The following is a 20,385-nucleotide window of genomic DNA, read 5'->3' as shown; positions in this document are numbered from 1 at the left end:
TTTCTATTTTCCTATTTTTAGAATAGAAGAGAAGAAGCTATATAACGCATCTCCAGCAATAACACCTGCTGCAAAGACCGTCATTTCAGATTCTCTCTTACCTTTCGTTACATATGTGAAAATAACACGAAGTAAGATACCGACTAAAACAGCCCAACCAGCGATCGGATTAACAAGTAATAAACCTGTTGCAAATAAAATACCCATTTGACGTTTTGAACCACCAATTAGCTGAATCAATGCACCTGGAATAGCCCAAATCATTAATTGTTTTGCTACATCTCCTGTTACACCTGATTGGATTGTAGCTGCATACACATGGTTTACAGGTGCTACTAAATCTTGTGCAAAATAAGATTTATAAGATAGTAAAACGACAACAGCCGAAATCGCAAAGGCTAACATTCCTGCTATTAATTGTTGCTTACGGCCTTCTTTTTCTAACGCAGCATCACTACCATTACCACGTAAAATAAATCCAGTTTTTAAGTCATAGCCCATATCTGCAAACGCTACCCCTGTAGCTGCACTATAACCTGCTAATAAGGCAAGTGCTGGTGCTGGGAAACCGATTAAAATACCAACAATCAGCGTAATAAATGCGACAGCAAATGCTGGGAACCAACCTGCGTGCATCGCCGCAATACCAACAATTAGCTCATGAACAAATGCAGCAATTGTTGCAAAGACGATGAATCCTATTAACATACCGAAAGACATATGCGTGATAATACCACCTAAAATGGCAATTAATAAGGCAATGGCTAAATAAGCAATAAACCCTACACCAAAGGCTTGGCGAATTTCTTTGGCATCTTTTGAATAGCTCAACTCTTCTGACTTTTTAGCCGACTTTTTATTTAATAAGGCAAAAGCGACTTGGAAAAGTGCCACAATACCGGCACCAATCATCACGCCATGCGGAATATAGTATGCATTTAAATCGACATTAAACAATTGAACAGAATATCCTCTTAGAAGAAGCCCAATCCCAAACATCGTTAGTGCCCAAATATTTCCTATGAACGCTACCCCAAAAGCTGACATTGGAATTTTAAGAACAGACCCCACAATACCTATTAACACACCACCGATTAATACCTTGGCATTTTTACCGCCTTTATCGCCCGCTTTAATGGCTTCAGCAGTCGCAATCCCTGGTGGCCAAGTACCTGCTGCTGGGAAAATCTTTGTATCAAAAAATTTATACAATAATAAAGCATCAACAAACATCGCTAAAATAACACCGATAAACAATGGTAATACTAAGTTTTCATAGCCTAATACATATGGAATACCAATTGGCAACATTAAACTACTTGCAGCACTGAACGTTGCTGCTGAAATGGCCGTTTGAATAATATTTTGTCTATGCACAGATTTAAATTCAATGAGCTTGCCGATTGGAATTCTTCCTAGAATCATCGCAAATATTGCCCCGACGATTGATGTATTAGCAGAAATCCCTAAAGTCGTAATCAACTGTATCCCGATAATTGCCCCTACGACAGATGTTAAGACGATCATTAGTAGAGTTACAGGCTCTAAAGCCCTTGGATGTAATACTTTATTATTCATAGTGTCAGCTCCCCTATTGCTGTTATAGTTTTGAAATATGTGATTGTATTTGATGAGCTACTTTCACTAACTGTTCAAGCATATATTTCTCCCTTTGATCATCTAAATCATATACTAGTCCAGAAATGGTAAGAGATGCGATAATTTCCCTCTTATAGTTAAATAACGGTACGCTAATGCCAAAAGCATGTTCATTATACTCCCCAACTGTAACACACCAGTTGTTTTGTCTAATTTGCTGTAGCTCTTCCTTCAATGACTTAAGCAGTTTAAGATGCTCTTCTTTCGATTGTTTATTATGAAAAAAAGCGATTAATTCAAGCTGCCTGTCCTCTTCTAAATAGGCAAACATCACTTTGCAGGAAGCACCGATGTAAAGGGGTGTCTTCGTTCCTAAAGACACCGCATACTTTACATTTTTATTACTCTCGGCAATTTTCGTGGTAACACCGTATTCATTATCCATATAAGTAAGAAATACTGATTCATTAATTTCATTCGCAAGATTTTGCATCAATTCATAAATGGTCGAGTGTGGGTCTTTAGAATTGGAGAGCACATCATAAAAAAGGAACATCTTGTAACCTAATTTATATTTTCTTGTGTTGTCATCCTGTATTAAATAACCCGCTTCTGTAAATGTATTAATGGTTCTTTGCACGACACTTGTCGGCAAGTTCATCATGCGTGAAATTTCACGAACACCTAATGCGTTTTCTGTCGTGGCAAAACACTCTAGTATATCCAATGAGTTTTTTAATGTCTTGACAGTCATTTATTTCTCCCTTTAAGCGTTTTGATAACCGTATTTCTTCTGCGCTACTTCTATAGAAATATATTCATTTAATAAATCACGTTCAATGGCCTCGGCACTTCTTTCAAGTGGATTACCATAACCACCACCTGTTGCTGTCACAAGCTCAATGCGGTCACCCTTTTGCAATTCATAATTGGCCAGCACTCCAACGGGTCCAACCTTCGTTCCATCGTTTTTATGAATGATCAGATAGTTGTGAGAGCCCTCTCCTCCGCCATTTAAACCGAAAGGCGCAAATTGATGTCTTCCTAAGTTAACAGAAACCTTTTGACCATCATGATTCACTGTATAAACGCGACGTACACCTAAGCCGCCTCTAAATTGACCAGCACCTGCCCCGTCACAATTTAAGCTATATTCATCAATGTGAATACCATATTTTGTTTCGGCAATTTCAACCGGGAGATTATATGTTTCACCATCTCCCATACAGTATTGTCCGCTTTGACCATCCTCATCATTGGACGCTCCCCAACCACCAACGGATGGTTCAACGATTAAGAATGACTCATCGTTTTCAGGGTTTTTACCTGTTAAGATAAACGTACAAACGGACTGCAAATGCCCTGCAGATAATCGTTCTGGTAAATGAGGTGCAAGAGCCTTCCAAATTAAATCCGCTGCCCCTATACGTGCCTCGAAGTTCATGGACACAGGATGAGGACGTTTAGCTGAGACAATGGAGTTTTCATCTGTAATAATCGTTAAGCGTTTAAAGACACCTTCGTTGATTACATCAATATCACCAAGTAATGCTAAGAACATAACCCGCACACTAGCCATTAAACCAAATTGTGAGCAGTTCATTGGCACATTGACTGCAGGATGGGAGCCTCTAAAGTCACAAATAAACGCTTCATCACTAATTGTTACTTTCACTTTAATTGGGTATGGGCCACCTTTTAATGGGTCACCTTCAATAAAGTCTTCCGCATAAAACTCACCTTTTGGTAAATGTTGAAGCTCCAGCTCAACAATTTTCTCTCCCTTGTCCAATAGTTTTTGAATGGACAATTTCACAGACTCAGCACCAAACTTCTGGCAAAGCTCTGCAATTCGTTTTTCTCCTGTTTTTAGAGCTGCTACTTGTGCAAACATATCTCCGATCGAAAGCTCTGGTAAACGGACATTCGTCGAAATGATTTCATAGACTGCTTCGTTCAGCTCACCTTGATGATAAAGTTTAACACCTGGAAGCTGTAAACCTTCTTGATAGATTTCATTAGAATTACTTGTGAATGAACCAGGGTCCATGCCCCCTACTTCTGTCCAGTGCGCTTTATTGGCTGAATACGCGATAATTTCACCATTATAGAAAATTGGTAGGACTAAGCCTACATCCGATAAATGAGATCCACCACCAACATATGGGTCATTAATAATAATGACATCCCCTTCGTGTAACTGTTTCCCATTATCAAATTTTTCAATAACACGCTGCACCATTGGACTTAGCATCCCAATAAAGCTCGTTACACCATTTCCTTGGCTAATTAAATTACCCTTGGCATCTGTTAAACCACAAGCATAGTCTAATACTTCATAAATCACGGGACTCATAGAAGAGCGTGCTAGCGCAATAAACATCTCATCTCCTATTGCTAGCAATGAATCTTGAATAATTTCTACTGCAAAAACGTCTTTTTTCATGTTTTATTTTCCCTCCATCTCTACAATCAGATTGCCGTATTGATCAATTTCAATGGATTGCTTGTCATTAATCACGACTGTAGATGTTGGATTTTCCACAATGGCAGGACCAGCAATAACATAGCCAGGTACTAATTTTTGTTGATCATAAACATTGACCTCTACCCAACCTGTTCCTTTCACGTATAAATTGCGCTTTGTTTTAATACAAGTCGAAGCGTCAATATGAGAGAAGTCTAATTCTTTAAACTGAACCGCCTCATCTTTTCCGTAAATTGTAAGATGTAAGTTCACTAGCTCAATTGGTGTAGCTGGTAAATCAAATGAAAATTCTTGCTTATGTTTAATGTGGAAAGCCTCTGCTAATTTTTCAAGCCCTTCTTCATTAATTGTAATAGTCGATGCGTTTAATTTAACCGTATGCTCTTGACCTTTGTAGCGTAAATCATAATTAATCTCGAAATAATAATGATCCTTAGCTAAAGGTGCATCTGCATACGCATTGGCAATCGCTTGATCAATGTTTTCTTGAATAGCCGCAAGATGGTTTTTGTCAAAGTTCATTAAACTTGTTTGAATATAATCTTGTCGGTACTCGGTCATCATCATTCCTAAGGCAGAAAAGACAGAAGAACCATATGGGATAATGACTTTTTTCATGCCCAGCTCTTCAGCTAAGTTAATCGCATGAAGTGGTCCACCACCACCAAAGGCTACCATTGTAAAATCTTCAGGGTCATAGCCTTTACGAATCGAAATCAACTTTAGTGCATTAAGCATATTAGAATTTGCAATATCTAAAATGCCTTGCGCTGCTTCCTCCGCTGATACATTAAATGGTTTCGCAATTGCTTCAACAAGAGCTTCCTCCACTTTGTCAATGGAAACAGGATTATCAAAGTTTTCTAATGACAATCTTCCTAAGTACACATTCGCATCTGTAATGGTCGGCTGTGTATTTCCTAAGCCGTATGCCACTGGTCCTGGATTGGCACCTGCAGAATCTGGACCAACTTTTAATGAACCGAATTGGTCTACACGGGCAATTGAGCCGCCCCCGTTGCCGATTTCTACAATATCCACAACTGGCGTTTTAATTGGATAGCCAGCAAATTTTTCATTTCTTTCAATATAGTAATCTGTTGTGACATTCACTTTGCCATTTGTAATAAGGGAGCATTTAGCTGTCGTCCCACCAACATCAAAAGCGATGATATTCGATTCATTTAAAAGTTGGCCTAATTTCGCTGCCCCAAACATACCTGCTACAGGACCTGATTCAACTAGGTTAATTGGTAGCTCCATCGCTTTATCAAAGCTTGTTGTACCACCATTCGATTGCATAATTTTTAAATGATCTGTAATACCAATCGTGCTTAATTTCTCCTTTAAGCTTTTTAAATACGCATGTGCAATTGGCTTAACATAAGAATTTAATACAGTTGTATTTGTTCTTTCATACTCACGGTATTCTTTAATCGTTTCACTTGAAAGAGTGATATACACATCTGGCCAAATTTTTAAGATTTCTTCTTTTAGCTGTTGCTCATGAATCGGATTTTTATAGCCATGAATCAATGAAATGGCTATCGCCTCTACACCCAATTCCTTAAATTTACGAACGATTTCACCGACTTCCTCGGTATTAAGCGCTTTCATAACATTTCCTTTAAAATCAATTCGCTCATCTATTTCTTGTCGTAAGTAACGCTCTACAAATGGTTCTGGCTTTTTATATTTAAAGTTATATAAGTCTGGTCGATTACCACGGGCAATTTCTATTACGTCACGGAAGCCTTTTGTTGTAATTAACCCGACTACGCCCCCTTTTCTTTCCGTCAGTGTATTAATAATAACAGTTGAACCATGAATAAAAGATTCAATTAGAGAATCCTCCGTAACATGACGTCCTAATACATTTAATATGCCATCCTCAAAGTGACCAGGTGTTGTATGTCCCTTATCAAAATGAAGATTACCTTTTTCATCTGTGAAAACTAGGTCGGTAAAAGTACCGCCAATATCTGTTGCGATTTTCAAGACTTCATCCCTCCGTGTTCCTATAATCGGAACAGTGTTCCGAATTAGAATTAAGTAAATTATATTTAAAAGAAAAAGAAAATTCAATGTATTTTTTAAATAAAAATTCATTTGACAATTATCTTCTATTGTAAAAATCCGCTCTTTCTTTCCAATAACAGAGAACTATTGATAAAAACTACCAAACACATTTATATAAGGAAACTTCTCTTGTTTTTTTATGCAAAAAAAAGATCCTAGTTTTTTACTAGAATCTTAATGTTTCGAAAAAATAATTTTTATTCATGGATTTGCAGATGGAATACACTAATAAATGACAGAGTAAAAAATAATCTCTAGACGATTACCTTAGACATTGAAGTGATTCCATTAGTAAGCTATCCAATTCATGATTTAAAGCCTAAAGGTTTGTGGGTCGTAAAAAACCCCGTAGAAGTTAGATTAGGGTCTAACTTCTACGGGGCAGTTAAATTTTTGAAAGGAGAGTAATGTTAGAACAATCCCACCGCATGTCCTTCGCTATCAACATTCATACGTAGCGCAGCCGGTGTTTTTGGTAAACCTGGCATTGTCATAATATCGCCTGTTAGACAAACTAAGAAGCCAGCACCAAGCTTTGGAATAACTTCACGAATGGTAATGGTAAAGCCTTCTGGACGACCGAGTAAACTTGGTTGGTCTGATAGGGAATACTGTGTTTTTGCCATACAAATCGGAAGAGAGTCCCAGCCAAATTTTTCGATTTGGGCGATTTGTTTTTTGGCTTGATCAGTAAATTGCACATCTTTCCCACCATAAACTTTTTGCACGATTGTACGCACTTTTTCTTCAATAGACTCTGTGACATCATATAAAGGAGAGAAGTTGTTATCTTCTTCTAGCACAGCTAGTACTTGTTCAGCTAGAGCTAAACCACCTTTACCGCCTTCTTCCCAGACATTTGTACGTGCGATACGAACATCATTTTCTTGACACCAGTTAAGAACGGCTTCTAATTCAGCCTCTGTGTCCGTAATAAAACGATTTAATGCAATAATTGGTTCAACGCCAAATGTGCGAACTGTCTCCACATGTTTAGCTAAGTTTTCAATACCTTGTAAAAGGGCTTCGACATTTTCGCCAACAAGCGCTGTTTTCGGAACCCCACCATGCATTTTTAAGGCACGAATCGTAGCTACGATAACAACGGCACTTGGCTTAAAGCCAGCTTTCCGTGCTTTAATATTCATGAATTTTTCAGCACCTAAATCAGAGCCGAAGCCTGCCTCTGTCACCACGATATCCGCTAGCTTACGAGCTGTTTGTGTCGCCATAATGGAATTACAGCCGTGAGCGATATTGGCAAATGGACCACCATGAATAATGGCAGGTGTTCCTTCTAATGTTTGTACTAAGTTTGGCTTGAAGGCATCCTTTAATAATAAAGTAAGAGCACCTTCTACCTGTAAATCTCGTACAAAGACTGGCTCACGCTCGAATGTGTAGCCAATCACGATACTAGCGATGCGTTCACGTAGATCCTCAATACTTGTTGCTAAACAGAACACTGCCATGATTTCGGAGGCTACCGTAATATCAAAGCCGTCCTCACGAGGCATGCCTTGAACTGGTCCCCCTAAACCAACGACTACTTTACGTAGAGCACGATCATTTAAGTCCATTACACGTTTCCAAATAATGCGTCGTGGATCAATGTTTAATGCATTTCCTTGATGGATATGATTATCAATAAATGCGGATAAAGCATTGTTGGCTGTTGTAATCGCATGAAGGTCACCAGTGAAATGTAAATTAATATCCTCCATTGGTATTACTTGTGCGTAACCTCCGCCAGTTGCGCCACCTTTTACTCCCATTACTGGACCTAATGATGGTTCTCGTAAAGCGACCATCACCTTCTTATCTAATTGATGAAGGGCATCTGCTAGTCCTACAGTCACTGTCGACTTTCCTTCACCTGCTGGGGTCGGACTAATAGCAGACACTAATACTACTTTTGCATCCTCGCCCTGAGCTGTAATTTTTAATGGGTCAATCTTTGCTTTGTAGCGTCCATACTGCTCAAGAGCATCCTCTGGAATACCCGCAGCTTTGGCAATTTCCGTAATAGGTTTGATCACTGCTTGACTAGCGATTTCTAAATCTGATAATGGTTGATTTTTCGTTGTCATTTGGCATCCTACTTTCTATGTTGTTCATTTCCATTATAGTCTTAATTGTGAAAAAAAAGAAAGCCAGATATGCAAGCATTTCGACAATCAATTGACATCTTTGTTCAATTCATGTATGTTCTAAGAGAAAATGCAATTTTTTCACATTTTCTCAATGAGAGCACAACTTATTTAACTTTATTTTACATTCAAGCGCATTGGAGGCGAATGCTTATGCAACAGGGGATCGTAAAGTGGTTCAATAATGAAAAGGGTTATGGCTTTATTGAATGTGATGATGGAGAAGATGTATTTGTACATTTTACGGGCATCCAGGAGGAAGGCTTCCGTACACTTGAAGAAGGTCAAAAGGTATCATTTGATGTGGTAGAGGGTAATCGTGGACCTCAAGCATCAAATGTTGTGAAATTATAACGGTAATGGACTATTAGCTTAGTTCCAAATGGACAGCGGAGCAGGAATGAAATATTCCTTCATCCGCTTTTTTTATTACCAATGGTGGCCCTTTGCAAATTTGATACTAAGTATGTGAAGCATATAGCATGACAAAAGGGAATTACACTTGAAATAATTTCAAAAAAGCTCTAAGAAAACTGCGGAACGAAGGGCGGCACTCCTGCGGGAAAAGCGGAAAAGTCGAGATCCTGGACTGAGCGAAGCGAGGGAAGCAGCTCGACCTCACCCGCGGAAAGCGTCCGTCCATTGTGGAAATCAATAGCTTAGCTTTATTTCATTGTAAAAGAAAAAAGACTGTAGGCAAACTCAAAATTCATCGAGTTTGTCTACAGTCTGAATCCACTTCAGCATATGAAGTGGATCTTGTAATTATCGATTAATCCAATAAAAAGCGCCAGGACATACTAATGTTTCCTTTGTTCGATGAGGATCTTTTAATGTCACACCAAATGGCCCTTCTTTTATATGACCAAGTGTCATAGCTACTGCAACCTCTTCCTCATAAAAATCCAATCGCATATTCGGGAGCTGTAACGAGATGAACTGCTCATGTTGCACAGGCTCTGGTAGCTGCAATACCTCCTGCCATAAACGAACTGTTCTTCGTATATCCTTGACATACAATTGGATTGATTCCATTGTAATCGCTTGTTTTGTATCAATAGCACCGCTTGTCACTAATTGTGACAGACGTTCCTCATCTTCCTCTGCCCATTCAATTAAAAATGGAAAATCAATGAGAAGATCTGGTTTGCCAAAATGGAGAAGCTTCCACTTCACAACAGTGCCATCCGGTCTTGTTCGACTGCAAGCATCCGGCCCATATACATCATAACCTAATGCTCGTAAGCGTTGACCCTCTTCCTCAATTTTTTTGGTACGCAAGGCTATTCGTGAAAATCCTTGGCGCTCTTGATCACGTTTAAACGTATAATGTAAGGAATATGGGTATTGTGCCGCCTGCTCAAATAAATCACGATCATAGATAGCAATTTGTTCAATATAGCTTAAGCCAAAGTAGCTTAACGTATTATAAGTCCCCCACATCGTGTGCTGCCCACCATTCACTGTGTGGACATTTCGTTTATTGAAGAAAACCTTTATATTTTCTGGTGATTCCACTTGGTGAACCAGGTGATCAAAATATAAAGTCATGGCAATTCCCCTTTCTTTCCCCATTACCTTTACCTGTATGTTTAATTGGTTTAAAATTTACTCAAGAAAAGGAGTTACTAGTAGGATATGAAAAAAAAGTTCATTTTACCTACTTACTCCGTGAACTAATTTATATTAATAAAGAGGTGATATTTGAATGACAGATCAAGTAGCTGCTTTTAAATTGGCATTAGGTAATTACCCTACAGGCGTTACAGTTGTCACAACAAGTCATGAAACAAAACCTATAGGCTTAACCGTCAATTCCTTTGCATCTGTTTCAATCGACCCGCTCCTTATTTTGTGGTCACTCGATAAAAATTCTCAGCTTCATTCTTATTTTACGAATGCTTCTCATTTCGCGGTCAATATTTTAGCAAGCGACCAAGAACATTTATGTACACTATTTGCCAGTAAAATCCCTGATCGTTTTGCACAGGCACAGTGGTCCACTTCATCTTTAGGTCTACCGATTTTACATGATACAGCAGCTATTTTACAATGTAAAACGTTTCAGCAAATAGATGCTGGCGACCATACCATTTTTATTGGGCATGTGCAAGACATTACAAACGGGCAAAAAGAACCGTTACTATACCATCGCCGTCATATTGGGCAAATACCAAAAAGCTTTTATAGTTAATTTTTTAGACAAAAAAAAAGGGCCACTTGTAAGCAAAGGAAATCCTTCATGCTTATTGGTGGCCTTTTGACATCGTTCAACTGAAATCAATGTTATTTTTTCTGCGGAAATCTCTGTTTTTCAAGCCTATTAATTTGCACAATGACACCATCTTGGATCGTAATATGCACTTCACCAAATTCAAGATTTTGAATTGCCTTGGCAATTGCCTCTAATTTTTTATCATCTACCTTTACCGATTGAGCCATACGATACACCCCTTCTTTATCATTCTTGTTGTACAAAAGAGGCCAACGCATCAAACTGATTGATAGCCCCTCCTATCTCTCAGATACCACCTGTTGGATTTGGCACCTAACTTTTCGGTTGCCGAGGCTTCATTGGGCCAAGTCCCTCCACCTCTCTTGATAAGAGTACTGCGTTTCTTGACAATAATTCTATAATTCTACTATACGAATGTCAATATAAAATATTAGAAAACCTAGCTGAATACTTTGTAATATAAATCTTCTACATTTGAATGAGTCGATATGAATGTATTTTATGCCTAATCAGTAGTAAATAGATGGCTACTCTCTAACTTTTTAATTGGACCATTTTCTTATAAGCTTTTCAAGTGGACCTCGTTGATGGATAGTGCTCCACCATACCGAAAAAAACACACAGCCTAAAAAATAACAGCATGCATAGAGCATCGAAAAAGCGACTGTAGGATTGTTTGCTAAATCGAAAACTTCTAACACAGTGATGCCAATAAAGACATGGCCAACATAGTGTGTTAAGGACATTTGACCCGTTTTAATGATTGCTTCTATTACTTTATTTTTGAAAGTTTCTACAAAATACATACAACCTACTATTATCACAATAGCCGAAGCCGAATTTGATAGAACATACATTATATTTGGTGGAATCGGTCCTGTATCAAATAAATACAACGCACTATCATGATCTAAGAAATATTTTGTCGAGAAGTGAATAATCACCTTTGAAAAAATTTCTATAATCACTCCTAACAAGATACCTACCGTAACTAATTTCTTTCTTAATGCCCTATTGGTTAAATCTAAGGTACCTACAATCATCCCAATGAGAAAAAAAGATATCCATGGAAAAACGGGATGGTAGCCATTAAACAGTAAATTTCTCATAAAACCTTCTACCGTCCAAAAATCTATATACTCTAATAAAATATATTTTGGATGCCACCCAACTAGATAATTGAATTGGATTTGTAGCCATTGGGAAACGATTATCACCGCACTAATTGTAAAAAGCATGGTTTTCTTTGAAGTTGCTATCAACAAAGCTGCAAGAAACATATAAACACCGTAATAATGTAAAATATCTCCCGTCCATCCGACCACATATAAAACCATCCCAACAACAAACAAAAAAAGAGCACGCTTCCATAAAGTTAACTTACTTTGGCGAATAAGAATTGGGTCCTTTGCTTCCCTTGCTTTCCGCGTCATCAGCGCAGTCCCTATTCCTGCTAGAATGACAAATAGTGCAGAGGCGCGCCCCTCAAAAAGACTTTGCAATTGAATGAGCCATTGTGAACCATTGGCAGTTGAACCTGAAATAACGCCAAAGTTTACAATAAACATACCTAACATTGCTAATGCTCTTGCAAAATCTAAGCCCTCAATACGACGATGACCAAGTTGCTTATTCATCTTTTCCCCCTTGAATGACGCTATGTACTGCCTCCCTCCAAATAGCCTTATAGTTCAATTGACTACCAGTTAACATAAAATTGCCAATATTATCATAGAGCATGGCTAACATGTGGGCTTTCGCTTCTATGTTGGCATTTTCATCTAGCACCTCTAGTTGCACTGCGTATTGAAAAATATCATAAAATCTTGCTAAATAATCTGATTGAAGCTCTAATAACTGTTGCATGTAGTGGTCGTCGCGAGCGGCTAATAACAAATACTGACTAAATATTTTATTAAAATAAGGATCTTTGTCCTGTTCATCAATTGACTTATAGCCAATCTTCAGTAATTTCTCAATGAAATTGCTTGGAGATAGCTCCTTGTAATCAACAACGATATCATATTGAATTTCTTTATAAAGTTCCTCAAACAAAAAAGAAATTAATTGATCCTTTGATTGAAAATAGTAATAAATAGCTGGTTTTGATATGCCGACCTCTGCTGCAATCATAGCTAAGCTCGTTTTCTCAAATCCTTTTTCTGCAAACATCACATAGGCAACTTCTAAAATTTTTTGAAAGGTTTGTTCTCTATTTCCCATAAGGGCCTCCTTTTTTACCGACCGTTAAGTAAATAATATACGAAGATCCAATTTTTCACAACAAAAAAACTGTGCAGAAGTAAACCCTCTCCACAGTTCTCCTTTTAATCCCCCTGTAAACAGTCCATTAGAGCTTGAGCTGTCTGTTGCTTACCCATCACCTTGATTGGCTGCCCTTCAGCAGGGACAATCCAATGAGGCTCGTCCCCACCATATAAAGATTGTGAGCTGTTAGCTACCATAAATTGTGCATTGGCTGTTTCCATGCGTAGTTTTGCACGAGCAAGCAAAAATTCCTCATCATTCGTCGCTTCCAGCTTAAAGCCTACTAACGTTACATTTGGTTGCCAGCCTTTGATTTGACCTAAAACTTTTGGTGCCTTTTTAAAATGAATAATCGGTGGTTCGTCAGAAGGCATTTTGCCCGCTTCCTCCATTAAATTCCCTGATTGATCATACACTTTGTCTATGACCCAATCGGAGCCAGCAGCAGCCATAATGACGATATCGACTTGTTGTTGTTGGACAGCATGACGAACTTTTTCTCCTAAATCCTCAATGCCTTCAAATTTAACCAATGTCATTTTATCTTCGTTTTCTGGGAGCTGGGCAAAGTAACCATGCATGTATATGACAGTCGCACCAGCAGCCAGTGCTGCCTCTGCTAAATAACAGCCCATTGTCCCCTTCGATAAATTCGTGTGCCCTCGTACACGATCCCATTTTTCAAGTGTTCCCCCACTTGTAATGAGTACGGTTTTGCCTAGTAATGTCCCCATACACTCACCTAGTTTCTAAAATATATACAAATACTATTTTAACGTAATGGTACGATTTGCTTCAATAGCTACGATGGAAGGGAGCTGTTTTGCTCTTTTAACCATGCACTTAATATTTCAGCAAATTTCTTTGTCACGGGTGAAGCATGGTGTTTCATGGCAATACCAATCGTTCGGTAGCCACCTTGCTTTAATGGAATCGCTTTCAATGTTGGCGGTAAATTTTGAATGACCAATTGGGGTAAAATACTAATCCCTAAATGGTGTGAAATCATAGATAGAATTCCTACTTCCTCAGAAAGTTCAAAGCGTATATTGGGCTTTACATGATATTGTTCTAACAGCACTTTTACATCATTTGTCCCTTTGTAAGAAGTCATGATAAAAGGCATATCCTCTAGGTCCACAATATCAATTTCTGTCTTATGAAATAATGGACTTTTATGAGAAACAATACATAATAAAGGGTCTTGCTGTAATTCCATAAATTGATACTGTTCTGACTTTTGCCCATTCAGGAATCCTGCCTCGACTTCACCACTTAGAAGCCATTGTTCAATTTCGTAATAATCCCCTTCACGTAACTCCACTTGTATCCCAGGAAATTGATGATCCATAATCTGAATAATTTCAGGCATCCAATTCGAAGAAATACTTGAAATAACACCAATACGTACCTTACCTCGTGTAACGCCGAGAATATGCGCTGCTTCCTGCTGCAATAACTCCTGTGCGTCCAAGACCTGTCGCATCGCCCTAAGCATTGTCTGTCCTTCACTTGTTAGTGTGACACCTACACGACTACGGTGAATAAGGGCAAAGCCAAATTCTTTTTCTAAACTCGATACGGCATGACTCACTGCAGACTGTGTTAACCCTAGCGCATCCGCTGCTTTTGTAAAACTTGCTACTTCTGCTACCTTTGTTAAAATCTCATATTTTACTAAGCTCATTCGCCATCCCTCTATGTACATGAAATTTTTTAATCCTATTCATTATAAACATTCGTTTTACTAATCACAATACAAGATATATAGTAATTTTTAGTATAAAAACTGTTTTAGTACACAGATGGTAGGTGAACATAATGAGTATCCAAGGAAAAGCAAATGTATTGATGGTTATTGTCACAATGTTTTGGGGACTATCTTATACCTTTATGGTCATGGGGCTTGAAACATTGGCAGTTTATAATGTGGTGGCATTACGTTGTATCATCGCATTCTTCGTAGCAGGACTTATTTTTTATAAACGGATGATCAAAGTAAATGGTAAAACATTAAAATATGCGGCTATTCAAGGATTTTTATTATTCATTGTGTTCGCGTTAAGTTTATTTGGTCTACAGTCTACCTCCGCTTCAAATGCTGGCTTTATTTTAAGCCTAACTGTTGTATTAGTGCCGATTTTCAGTAGTTTCATTGAAAAAAAATTACCATCGAGAGCGGTTAGCTTTGCCGTTATTTGCACGATGATTGGTATTACAGTATTAACAGCACATGGCTCGTTCACCTTTCAAAAGGGTGACCTATTAGTAGCAATTGCAGCATTATGTTATTCAATTTATTTACTTTTAAATAGCTCCTTTACACGAAATGTCGAATCGATTTCATATGGTATTTATCAACTAGGTTTCGCTGGACTTTATGCACTAATTTTAACATTCATATTAGAAACACCAACGTTGCCAGATTCAACGACATCTTGGATTGCGATTTTAGGTCTTGGAATCATTTGTAGTGCGTTCTGTTTTGTCGGCCAAACTGTTGCACAACAGTACACATCTGCTACACATACAGGTCTCATTTTTTCTTTAGAGCCTATTTTTGCAGCCATGTTCGCCATGATGTTTATTGGTGAGGGCCTAACGATGAAATTAGTCATTGGTGGTAGCTTTATTCTAATCGGTAATTTAGTTGCCCAATTAGAGCATTTTCACGTATTGCGTTATATCAAAAAGGATGCACAAGAAAAAGTTATACAATAGAAAGAGTGGTCCCCGTGATTACTCTTTTTTCTTTGGAGAACATTCAGCTATTTTTGCTCACAACCGCTAGTATGTAAGGAAAGTGGATAGTAGCTCATCAGCTCCCTTGAAAGAAAGCAGGCGAATGGAAATCAACGCCTCTTTTCGTTCTTTTTTCTACAACAAAAAAACAGAGTGATCAATTGAAATCACTCTGTTTTTCACTTTATAAAAATCTTCTATATTGCTCGGCCTCGATCATACGCTCTTGATTTCTTAAGCGCTCCTCTTGTTCAGCAGCTGTCTCTGGATGTGTTTGTAGTGTATCCAGATCATCATCATGTTCCGCATACAAGACAATACTCCCTTGCTCAACAAGATGCGAATAATAAGCGATTTGTCCCTCGGATAGATTAAATCGTTTTAAGCCCTCTGTAACAGCTGAGTCACCTGTAAACCAAGATTTGAATTGGTCTACCCAATTACCCGCTTCATGCGTTTGGACATCAGCGTCCCATTTTACGTCCTCAAACTGTTGCGGATCTTTCGCAATAATATGGATATCCTCTTGTTGGTAACCTTCTAACCGCATACTTTCTAAAATGTGAAGCATTTCATTTCTCGTATGGGCCACCTCAATTTTTGGGTTTTGTTCATTCATCATGTTCAATTCCTCCTAATTTATATGGCTTACTAGGTAAATACCCGTACAGAACACAAACAAACACGTTTTACCAAACTGTAATAATTGTTATGATGCTTTAAACCCTGTTATTTATTTGTCATGTGGTGGCTCAAAACAAAAAAAGCATGCTGGAGAGTAATTCTCCAACATGCTCTTTCTTACTACGTTATTTATTTGTCTAGGAAGGCTTTTAACATCCAAGTATGCTTTTCAAGGGATTGATACATCGCATTAAGTAAATCCTCTGTACGATCGTCCCCTTCTTCAGCGGCTAGCTCCATAGCGGAATTTAATGCTTTCATTAGCTTTTGGAAATCCGAAATTGTCGTTGCTACCATTTCCTCTGTTGTCTCATTTCCTGTCGCTTCCTCCACATAGGATAGCTCTAGATGTTCTTTTAATGTTGCCACAGGCTTGCCATCCTTTGAAAGAATACGTTCTGCTATTTCATCTAAATTCAGCGTTGTTTCATTATACAATTCTTCAAATTTTGCATGCAGTGTAAAGAACGCGTGCCCTTTAACATACCAATGATAATTGTGCAGCTTCGTATAAAGGACAGACCATGTAGCCACTAGCTTATTTAATTGTTTGTTTAAGTTTTGTGTCATAATGTATTTCTCCTCCAATGTGTCAATTGTTCTAGCCCTTAGTATGCGTTACAACTTATGTTGGCTATACACACATTGTTCCCGCCCGACAATATTTCAAACATTCTTCATAAGAATTGACCTTCCGCAAGAATATTTCAACTATTCTATTAAATTATTTCACTTTCCGAAATAGTTTCGTTATAATGAAATCACTTACATGTAAAGGGGTGTTCATAAATGGAAGTTTTACCATTAAGAAAAGATGTTGCAGTAGAAGAAACATGGGATTTAACAGATTTACTAAAAAATGATGCTGATTTTGAACCTACTTTAGCGCAACTGGTTGACGATGCACTTCACTTTGAGCAGCAGTATAAAGGTACCATTACAGATGCACAAAAAGTAATTGACGTGTTATCTGCTTTTGAAGAGCTACAAAAGAGGTTTGTTCCGATTGGCACATATGCAAGCTTAAGCCTCGAAACAGATCGTACAAATGATGTAGCACAAATGCGTGCTGCGAAATTTAGTACTGCTATCGGGAAAGTCAGCAGTGCCCTATCGTTCGTACGCTCAGAATTACTGGCGTTGGATGAAGCAATTTTACAGGAAGCAGCTGCATCAAGCCCTCTTTACAAACGTTATCTAGAGGAACTGTTAAAGCATAAACCTCACCAGCTTCATCCAGAGGTCGAAAAAGCACTTGCAGCATTTAGTGCCACATTTGATGCTCCATACGAAACATACAATACGACAAAATTAGTGGATATGAACTTTGGCGAATTTGAAGCAAATGGCGAAAAACATCCACTAAGTTTTGTCTTATACGAAAATGACTGGGAATTTGAAGCCAATACAGATTTACGCCGTGCTGCCTTTAAGGCCTTTTCAAGTAAGCTCCGTGATTACCAGCATACAACAGCACAAGTGTATAACACGCATATTCAACAAGAAAAAACAATGGCTGACCTGCGAGGCTTTGACTCTGTCATTGATTATTTACTATTTGACCAAGATGTGGACCGTTCACTTTATAATCGTCAAATCGATTTGATTACGAAAGAGCTTGCTCCGCATATGCGTCGTTATGCCACATTAATTCAAAAAGCCAGTGGCATCGACCATATGACCTTTGCGGATTTAAAAATTGCGCTTGATCCAGATTATGACCCAAAATTATCAATGGCTGAGGCCAAAGAATATGTTGATAAAGCATTAGCAGTGATGGGTGATGATTATAATCAATTAATGGATAGAGCCTTTAATGAGCGCTGGATTGACTATGCGCCCAACAAAGGAAAATCAACAGGAGCATTCTGTTCAAGTCCGTATGGTAGCCACCCCTATATTTTAATGTCATGGAATGAACGCATGAACGAAGTCTTTACGCTTGTTCATGAGCTAGGGCATGCTGGCCATTTCGCAAATACGTATGAACACCAATCTTATCTTAACAGCCGACCTTCCCTTTATTTTATTGAAGCACCGTCGACTATGAATGAAATGCTGTTAGCCAATTATTTACTCACACATAATGATGATCTACGCTTTAAGCGCTGGGTGATTTCAAACATTGTTTCAAAAACGTATTATCATAACTTTGTTACACATTTACTAGAAGCCGCATATCAACGTAAAGTGTATGAATTAGTGGATGCTGGTGAAGCTGTCAATGCAACCATTTTAAATAACTTAAAACGCTCAGTTTTAGAAGACTTCTGGGGTGACACAGTCGATATTACTGAAGGTGCTGAACTTACATGGATGCGTCAGCCTCACTATTATATGGGCCTTTACCCATACACATATAGTGCTGGTTTAACGATATCTACACAAGTATCTCAACGTATTTTAAAAGAGGGAGATACAGCAGTCCAAGAATGGCTAGCTGTGTTACAGGCCGGTGGAACAAAATCTCCCGTAGAGTTGGCACAAATGGCAGGTGTTGATATCACAACGGACCAACCGCTTCGTGATACCATTGCCTATATTGGTCATTTAATTGATGAGCTTGAACGCCTCACACTAGAAATAGAAGCGGTACAACAGCAATAGATTCAATAGAAAACGATACTGCGCTTTAAAAGTGCAGATCGTTTTCTTTTTTAGTTCTAAGTAGAAAAATCCATACATATACTAGAATCAGGGCGTCCCTCTACATTTTTTAGATATTTCAAAATAGACAATCATTTTTCTTCATACAAAAGTACCGTTATTATTAATAGTACGCAAATTATTTAGCAATATACGATTAACAATGATTAAAGGAAGTGTTCTAATTATGGTAAAACGTAATGATCCATGCCCATGCGGTAGCGGCAAAAAATATAAAAAATGTTGTGAAGGCAAACAGCAAGTAACAGTGGAAACAGTACAAATCGAAGAACTAGAGCGTGTGCTACAAACATTTTACTTAGAATATCCTGATCGTAAAGATGTTCGTGCTTATATCGAGCATGTGGGCACATGGCAGCCTAAATTAGAGAGCGTTTTACAGCGTGAGCTGATTGAAGCTATCGCGTTAGACGACTTTTTCTTCCATCAAGAGCCATCTATTTGGAAAAGCTACTTAAAGAAAACAAAGAAAAAGGCTGTAAGACCTTCTACAGTTAAAGTACTTGAAAACTGGTCTCAGCCGACTTTATTTATCGGTACAGTATCTGTTGTTGAAGAAAAATATTTCAAAGCTAATCATTCCCTTACAAATGAAGAGCTATATATTCGTCGTGAAAATGACAAACCAATTCCTGAAGGTATGCATGTATTTGCCTTTATCTTACCAGACGGAACAAATAAATCGACACATTATTTAGCTGTGTCTACATTGATTTTCTTCCCTGAAGATCATGCGAAAGTATTTGAAGAATTCAAGAAAAAATTTGAAGCATCAGACAAGAAGGTTGGCACATTCTTAAAAGAAGAGCAACTTGCCTTCTGGGAGTTACTTGTATCCAATGGCTATAAAGGTGAGGAATTCACAAACTTTGAGAGCAATGTCCTAACACAAGTGAAGGACTTCTTAGAGCAAAATGATCGTGAAACAGCACCGATACTTGAGTTATTAGAGGACTATCTAATTGAAGGTCAACCAACTGCACGCAAAGAAGCAGCTATTGCAGCTGGTGCCATTCGCTATGGTCAGGAAAAGGAGCTGTTCGAGTCCCTTTCGATGACAGTTAAAGAAATCGCCGCGACATTTGATATTTCTGCTTCTTCTCTGACAAAGTATTACCAAGATTTAAGCAGCTATGCTGAAACGAAATAAACGTACAATTAAAGAAGCTACATGTTTAGCGTATTGCTAAAACATGTAGCTTTTTCTAATGTGCATGTAATCTTATTTACTATAAACTTTCAGAAGCTCTTCTCCTAAAAACTGTAGCTTTTCTCCAACTGAACAGGCCTCAATACAGAAACGATGAGCCCCTGGTTTACCACGTTCTTTACGCAATTGCTTGATGACTAAGCAATCCGCACAATACGTATCATGCAGTTCGTCAATATCCTTCATAACCGTCACTTTATCCATGTTGAACTCTCGCTCCTTCCACGTCCAAAATTCACTTCCTACTATTATGAAGCGTTCG

Annotated in this window: 19 protein-coding genes and 1 riboswitch; of the genes, 5 read left to right on the top strand and 14 right to left on the bottom strand. The window is 38.2% G+C overall.

The window, feature by feature from the left end; translation table 11 throughout:
- Positions 1 to 3 precede the first annotated feature (3 nt).
- From OU989_RS07835 to OU989_RS07815, 5 genes are all read right to left on the bottom strand, one after another.
- Positions 4 to 1,578 carry an OPT/YSL family transporter gene (locus OU989_RS07835; protein ID WP_274796571.1) on the bottom strand — a complete coding sequence of 525 codons (1,575 nt, stop codon included), beginning with the start codon at positions 1,576 to 1,578 and terminating at the stop codon, positions 4 to 6.
- A gap of 22 nt (positions 1,579 to 1,600) precedes the next feature.
- On the bottom strand, positions 1,601 to 2,353 hold the full coding sequence (locus OU989_RS07830; protein ID WP_274796570.1) for an IclR family transcriptional regulator: 753 nt from the start codon (positions 2,351 to 2,353) through the stop codon (positions 1,601 to 1,603).
- A gap of 12 nt (positions 2,354 to 2,365) precedes the next feature.
- Positions 2,366 to 4,045 (bottom strand): hydantoinase B/oxoprolinase family protein, encoded by a 1,680-nt coding sequence (locus tag OU989_RS07825; protein WP_274796569.1) that lies wholly within the window; start codon positions 4,043 to 4,045, stop codon positions 2,366 to 2,368.
- 3 nt (positions 4,046 to 4,048) lie between these two features.
- A complete protein-coding gene (locus OU989_RS07820) occupies positions 4,049 to 6,085 on the bottom strand; it encodes a hydantoinase/oxoprolinase family protein (RefSeq protein ID WP_274796568.1) in 2,037 nt (678 codons plus the stop codon).
- A gap of 491 nt (positions 6,086 to 6,576) precedes the next feature.
- Entirely contained in the window at positions 6,577 to 8,256 is a 1,680-nt protein-coding gene (locus OU989_RS07815; protein ID WP_274796567.1) for a formate--tetrahydrofolate ligase, read from the bottom strand.
- A 213-nt stretch (positions 8,257 to 8,469) separates the two neighbouring features.
- On the opposite strand from OU989_RS07815, the gene OU989_RS07810 reads away from it, so the two are divergent.
- Positions 8,470 to 8,670 carry a cold-shock protein gene (locus OU989_RS07810; protein ID WP_004269397.1) on the top strand — a complete coding sequence of 67 codons (201 nt, stop codon included), beginning with the start codon at positions 8,470 to 8,472 and terminating at the stop codon, positions 8,668 to 8,670.
- A gap of 411 nt (positions 8,671 to 9,081) precedes the next feature.
- Here the strand turns inward: OU989_RS07810 and OU989_RS07805 are convergent, their stop codons facing one another.
- Entirely contained in the window at positions 9,082 to 9,867 is a 786-nt protein-coding gene (locus OU989_RS07805; protein WP_274796566.1) for a VOC family protein, read from the bottom strand.
- A gap of 157 nt (positions 9,868 to 10,024) precedes the next feature.
- On the opposite strand from OU989_RS07805, the gene OU989_RS07800 reads away from it, so the two are divergent.
- Positions 10,025 to 10,510, top strand: a complete 486-nt coding sequence (locus OU989_RS07800) for a flavin reductase family protein (protein WP_274796565.1) — start codon at positions 10,025 to 10,027, stop codon at positions 10,508 to 10,510.
- A gap of 92 nt (positions 10,511 to 10,602) precedes the next feature.
- Here the strand turns inward: OU989_RS07800 and OU989_RS07795 are convergent, their stop codons facing one another.
- The 5 genes from OU989_RS07795 to OU989_RS07775 form a co-directional block, all read right to left on the bottom strand.
- Positions 10,603 to 10,758 carry a YezD family protein gene (locus OU989_RS07795; RefSeq protein WP_004269393.1) on the bottom strand — a complete coding sequence of 52 codons (156 nt, stop codon included), beginning with the start codon at positions 10,756 to 10,758 and terminating at the stop codon, positions 10,603 to 10,605.
- Between the two features lie 69 nt (positions 10,759 to 10,827).
- Positions 10,828 to 10,924: riboswitch (SAM riboswitch) on the bottom strand.
- Between the two features lie 170 nt (positions 10,925 to 11,094).
- Positions 11,095 to 12,189 carry a DUF418 domain-containing protein gene (locus OU989_RS07790; RefSeq protein WP_274796564.1) on the bottom strand — a complete coding sequence of 365 codons (1,095 nt, stop codon included), beginning with the start codon at positions 12,187 to 12,189 and terminating at the stop codon, positions 11,095 to 11,097.
- A complete protein-coding gene (locus tag OU989_RS07785; protein ID WP_274796563.1) occupies positions 12,182 to 12,775 on the bottom strand; it encodes a TetR/AcrR family transcriptional regulator in 594 nt (197 codons plus the stop codon). The genes OU989_RS07790 and OU989_RS07785 overlap by 8 nt, the downstream gene beginning before the upstream one ends.
- A gap of 104 nt (positions 12,776 to 12,879) precedes the next feature.
- Positions 12,880 to 13,554, bottom strand: a complete 675-nt coding sequence (locus OU989_RS07780; RefSeq protein ID WP_274796562.1) for a phosphopantothenoylcysteine decarboxylase domain-containing protein — start codon at positions 13,552 to 13,554, stop codon at positions 12,880 to 12,882.
- Between the two features lie 68 nt (positions 13,555 to 13,622).
- The gene (locus tag OU989_RS07775; RefSeq protein WP_274796561.1) at positions 13,623 to 14,507 is read right to left on the bottom strand and encodes a LysR family transcriptional regulator; all 885 of its coding nucleotides are present in this window, start codon (positions 14,505 to 14,507) and stop codon (positions 13,623 to 13,625) included.
- Positions 14,508 to 14,641: 134 nt separating this feature from the next.
- On the opposite strand from OU989_RS07775, the gene OU989_RS07770 reads away from it, so the two are divergent.
- Positions 14,642 to 15,541 (top strand): DMT family transporter, encoded by a 900-nt coding sequence (locus OU989_RS07770; RefSeq protein WP_274796560.1) that lies wholly within the window; start codon positions 14,642 to 14,644, stop codon positions 15,539 to 15,541.
- 205 nt (positions 15,542 to 15,746) lie between these two features.
- Here the strand turns inward: OU989_RS07770 and OU989_RS07765 are convergent, their stop codons facing one another.
- Both OU989_RS07765 and OU989_RS07760 read right to left on the bottom strand, forming a co-directional pair.
- A complete protein-coding gene (locus tag OU989_RS07765) occupies positions 15,747 to 16,184 on the bottom strand; it encodes a general stress protein (RefSeq protein WP_274796559.1) in 438 nt (145 codons plus the stop codon).
- Between the two features lie 191 nt (positions 16,185 to 16,375).
- Positions 16,376 to 16,816 carry a Dps family protein gene (locus OU989_RS07760; protein ID WP_274796558.1) on the bottom strand — a complete coding sequence of 147 codons (441 nt, stop codon included), beginning with the start codon at positions 16,814 to 16,816 and terminating at the stop codon, positions 16,376 to 16,378.
- A gap of 219 nt (positions 16,817 to 17,035) precedes the next feature.
- Between OU989_RS07760 and pepF the strand changes: the two genes are divergently transcribed.
- On the top strand, positions 17,036 to 18,853 hold the full coding sequence (pepF, locus tag OU989_RS07755) for an oligoendopeptidase F (protein ID WP_274796556.1): 1,818 nt from the start codon (positions 17,036 to 17,038) through the stop codon (positions 18,851 to 18,853).
- A gap of 226 nt (positions 18,854 to 19,079) precedes the next feature.
- Positions 19,080 to 20,063, top strand: coding sequence for an SEC-C domain-containing protein (locus OU989_RS07750; RefSeq protein ID WP_274796555.1), 984 nt, complete (start codon positions 19,080 to 19,082; stop codon positions 20,061 to 20,063).
- 72 nt (positions 20,064 to 20,135) lie between these two features.
- Here OU989_RS07750 and OU989_RS07745 read toward each other — a convergent pair whose 3' ends face one another.
- Positions 20,136 to 20,327, bottom strand: coding sequence for a zinc-finger domain-containing protein (locus tag OU989_RS07745; protein ID WP_274796554.1), 192 nt, complete (start codon positions 20,325 to 20,327; stop codon positions 20,136 to 20,138).
- Between the last annotated feature and the right edge of the window lie 58 nt (positions 20,328 to 20,385).

It is taken from the genome of Lysinibacillus irui, from assembly GCF_028877475.1.
Lineage (GTDB): Bacteria > Bacillota > Bacilli > Bacillales_A > Planococcaceae > Lysinibacillus > Lysinibacillus irui.
Note: the sequence above shows the minus strand (reverse complement) of the source record. Positions and strands in the feature narration are given on the sequence as shown.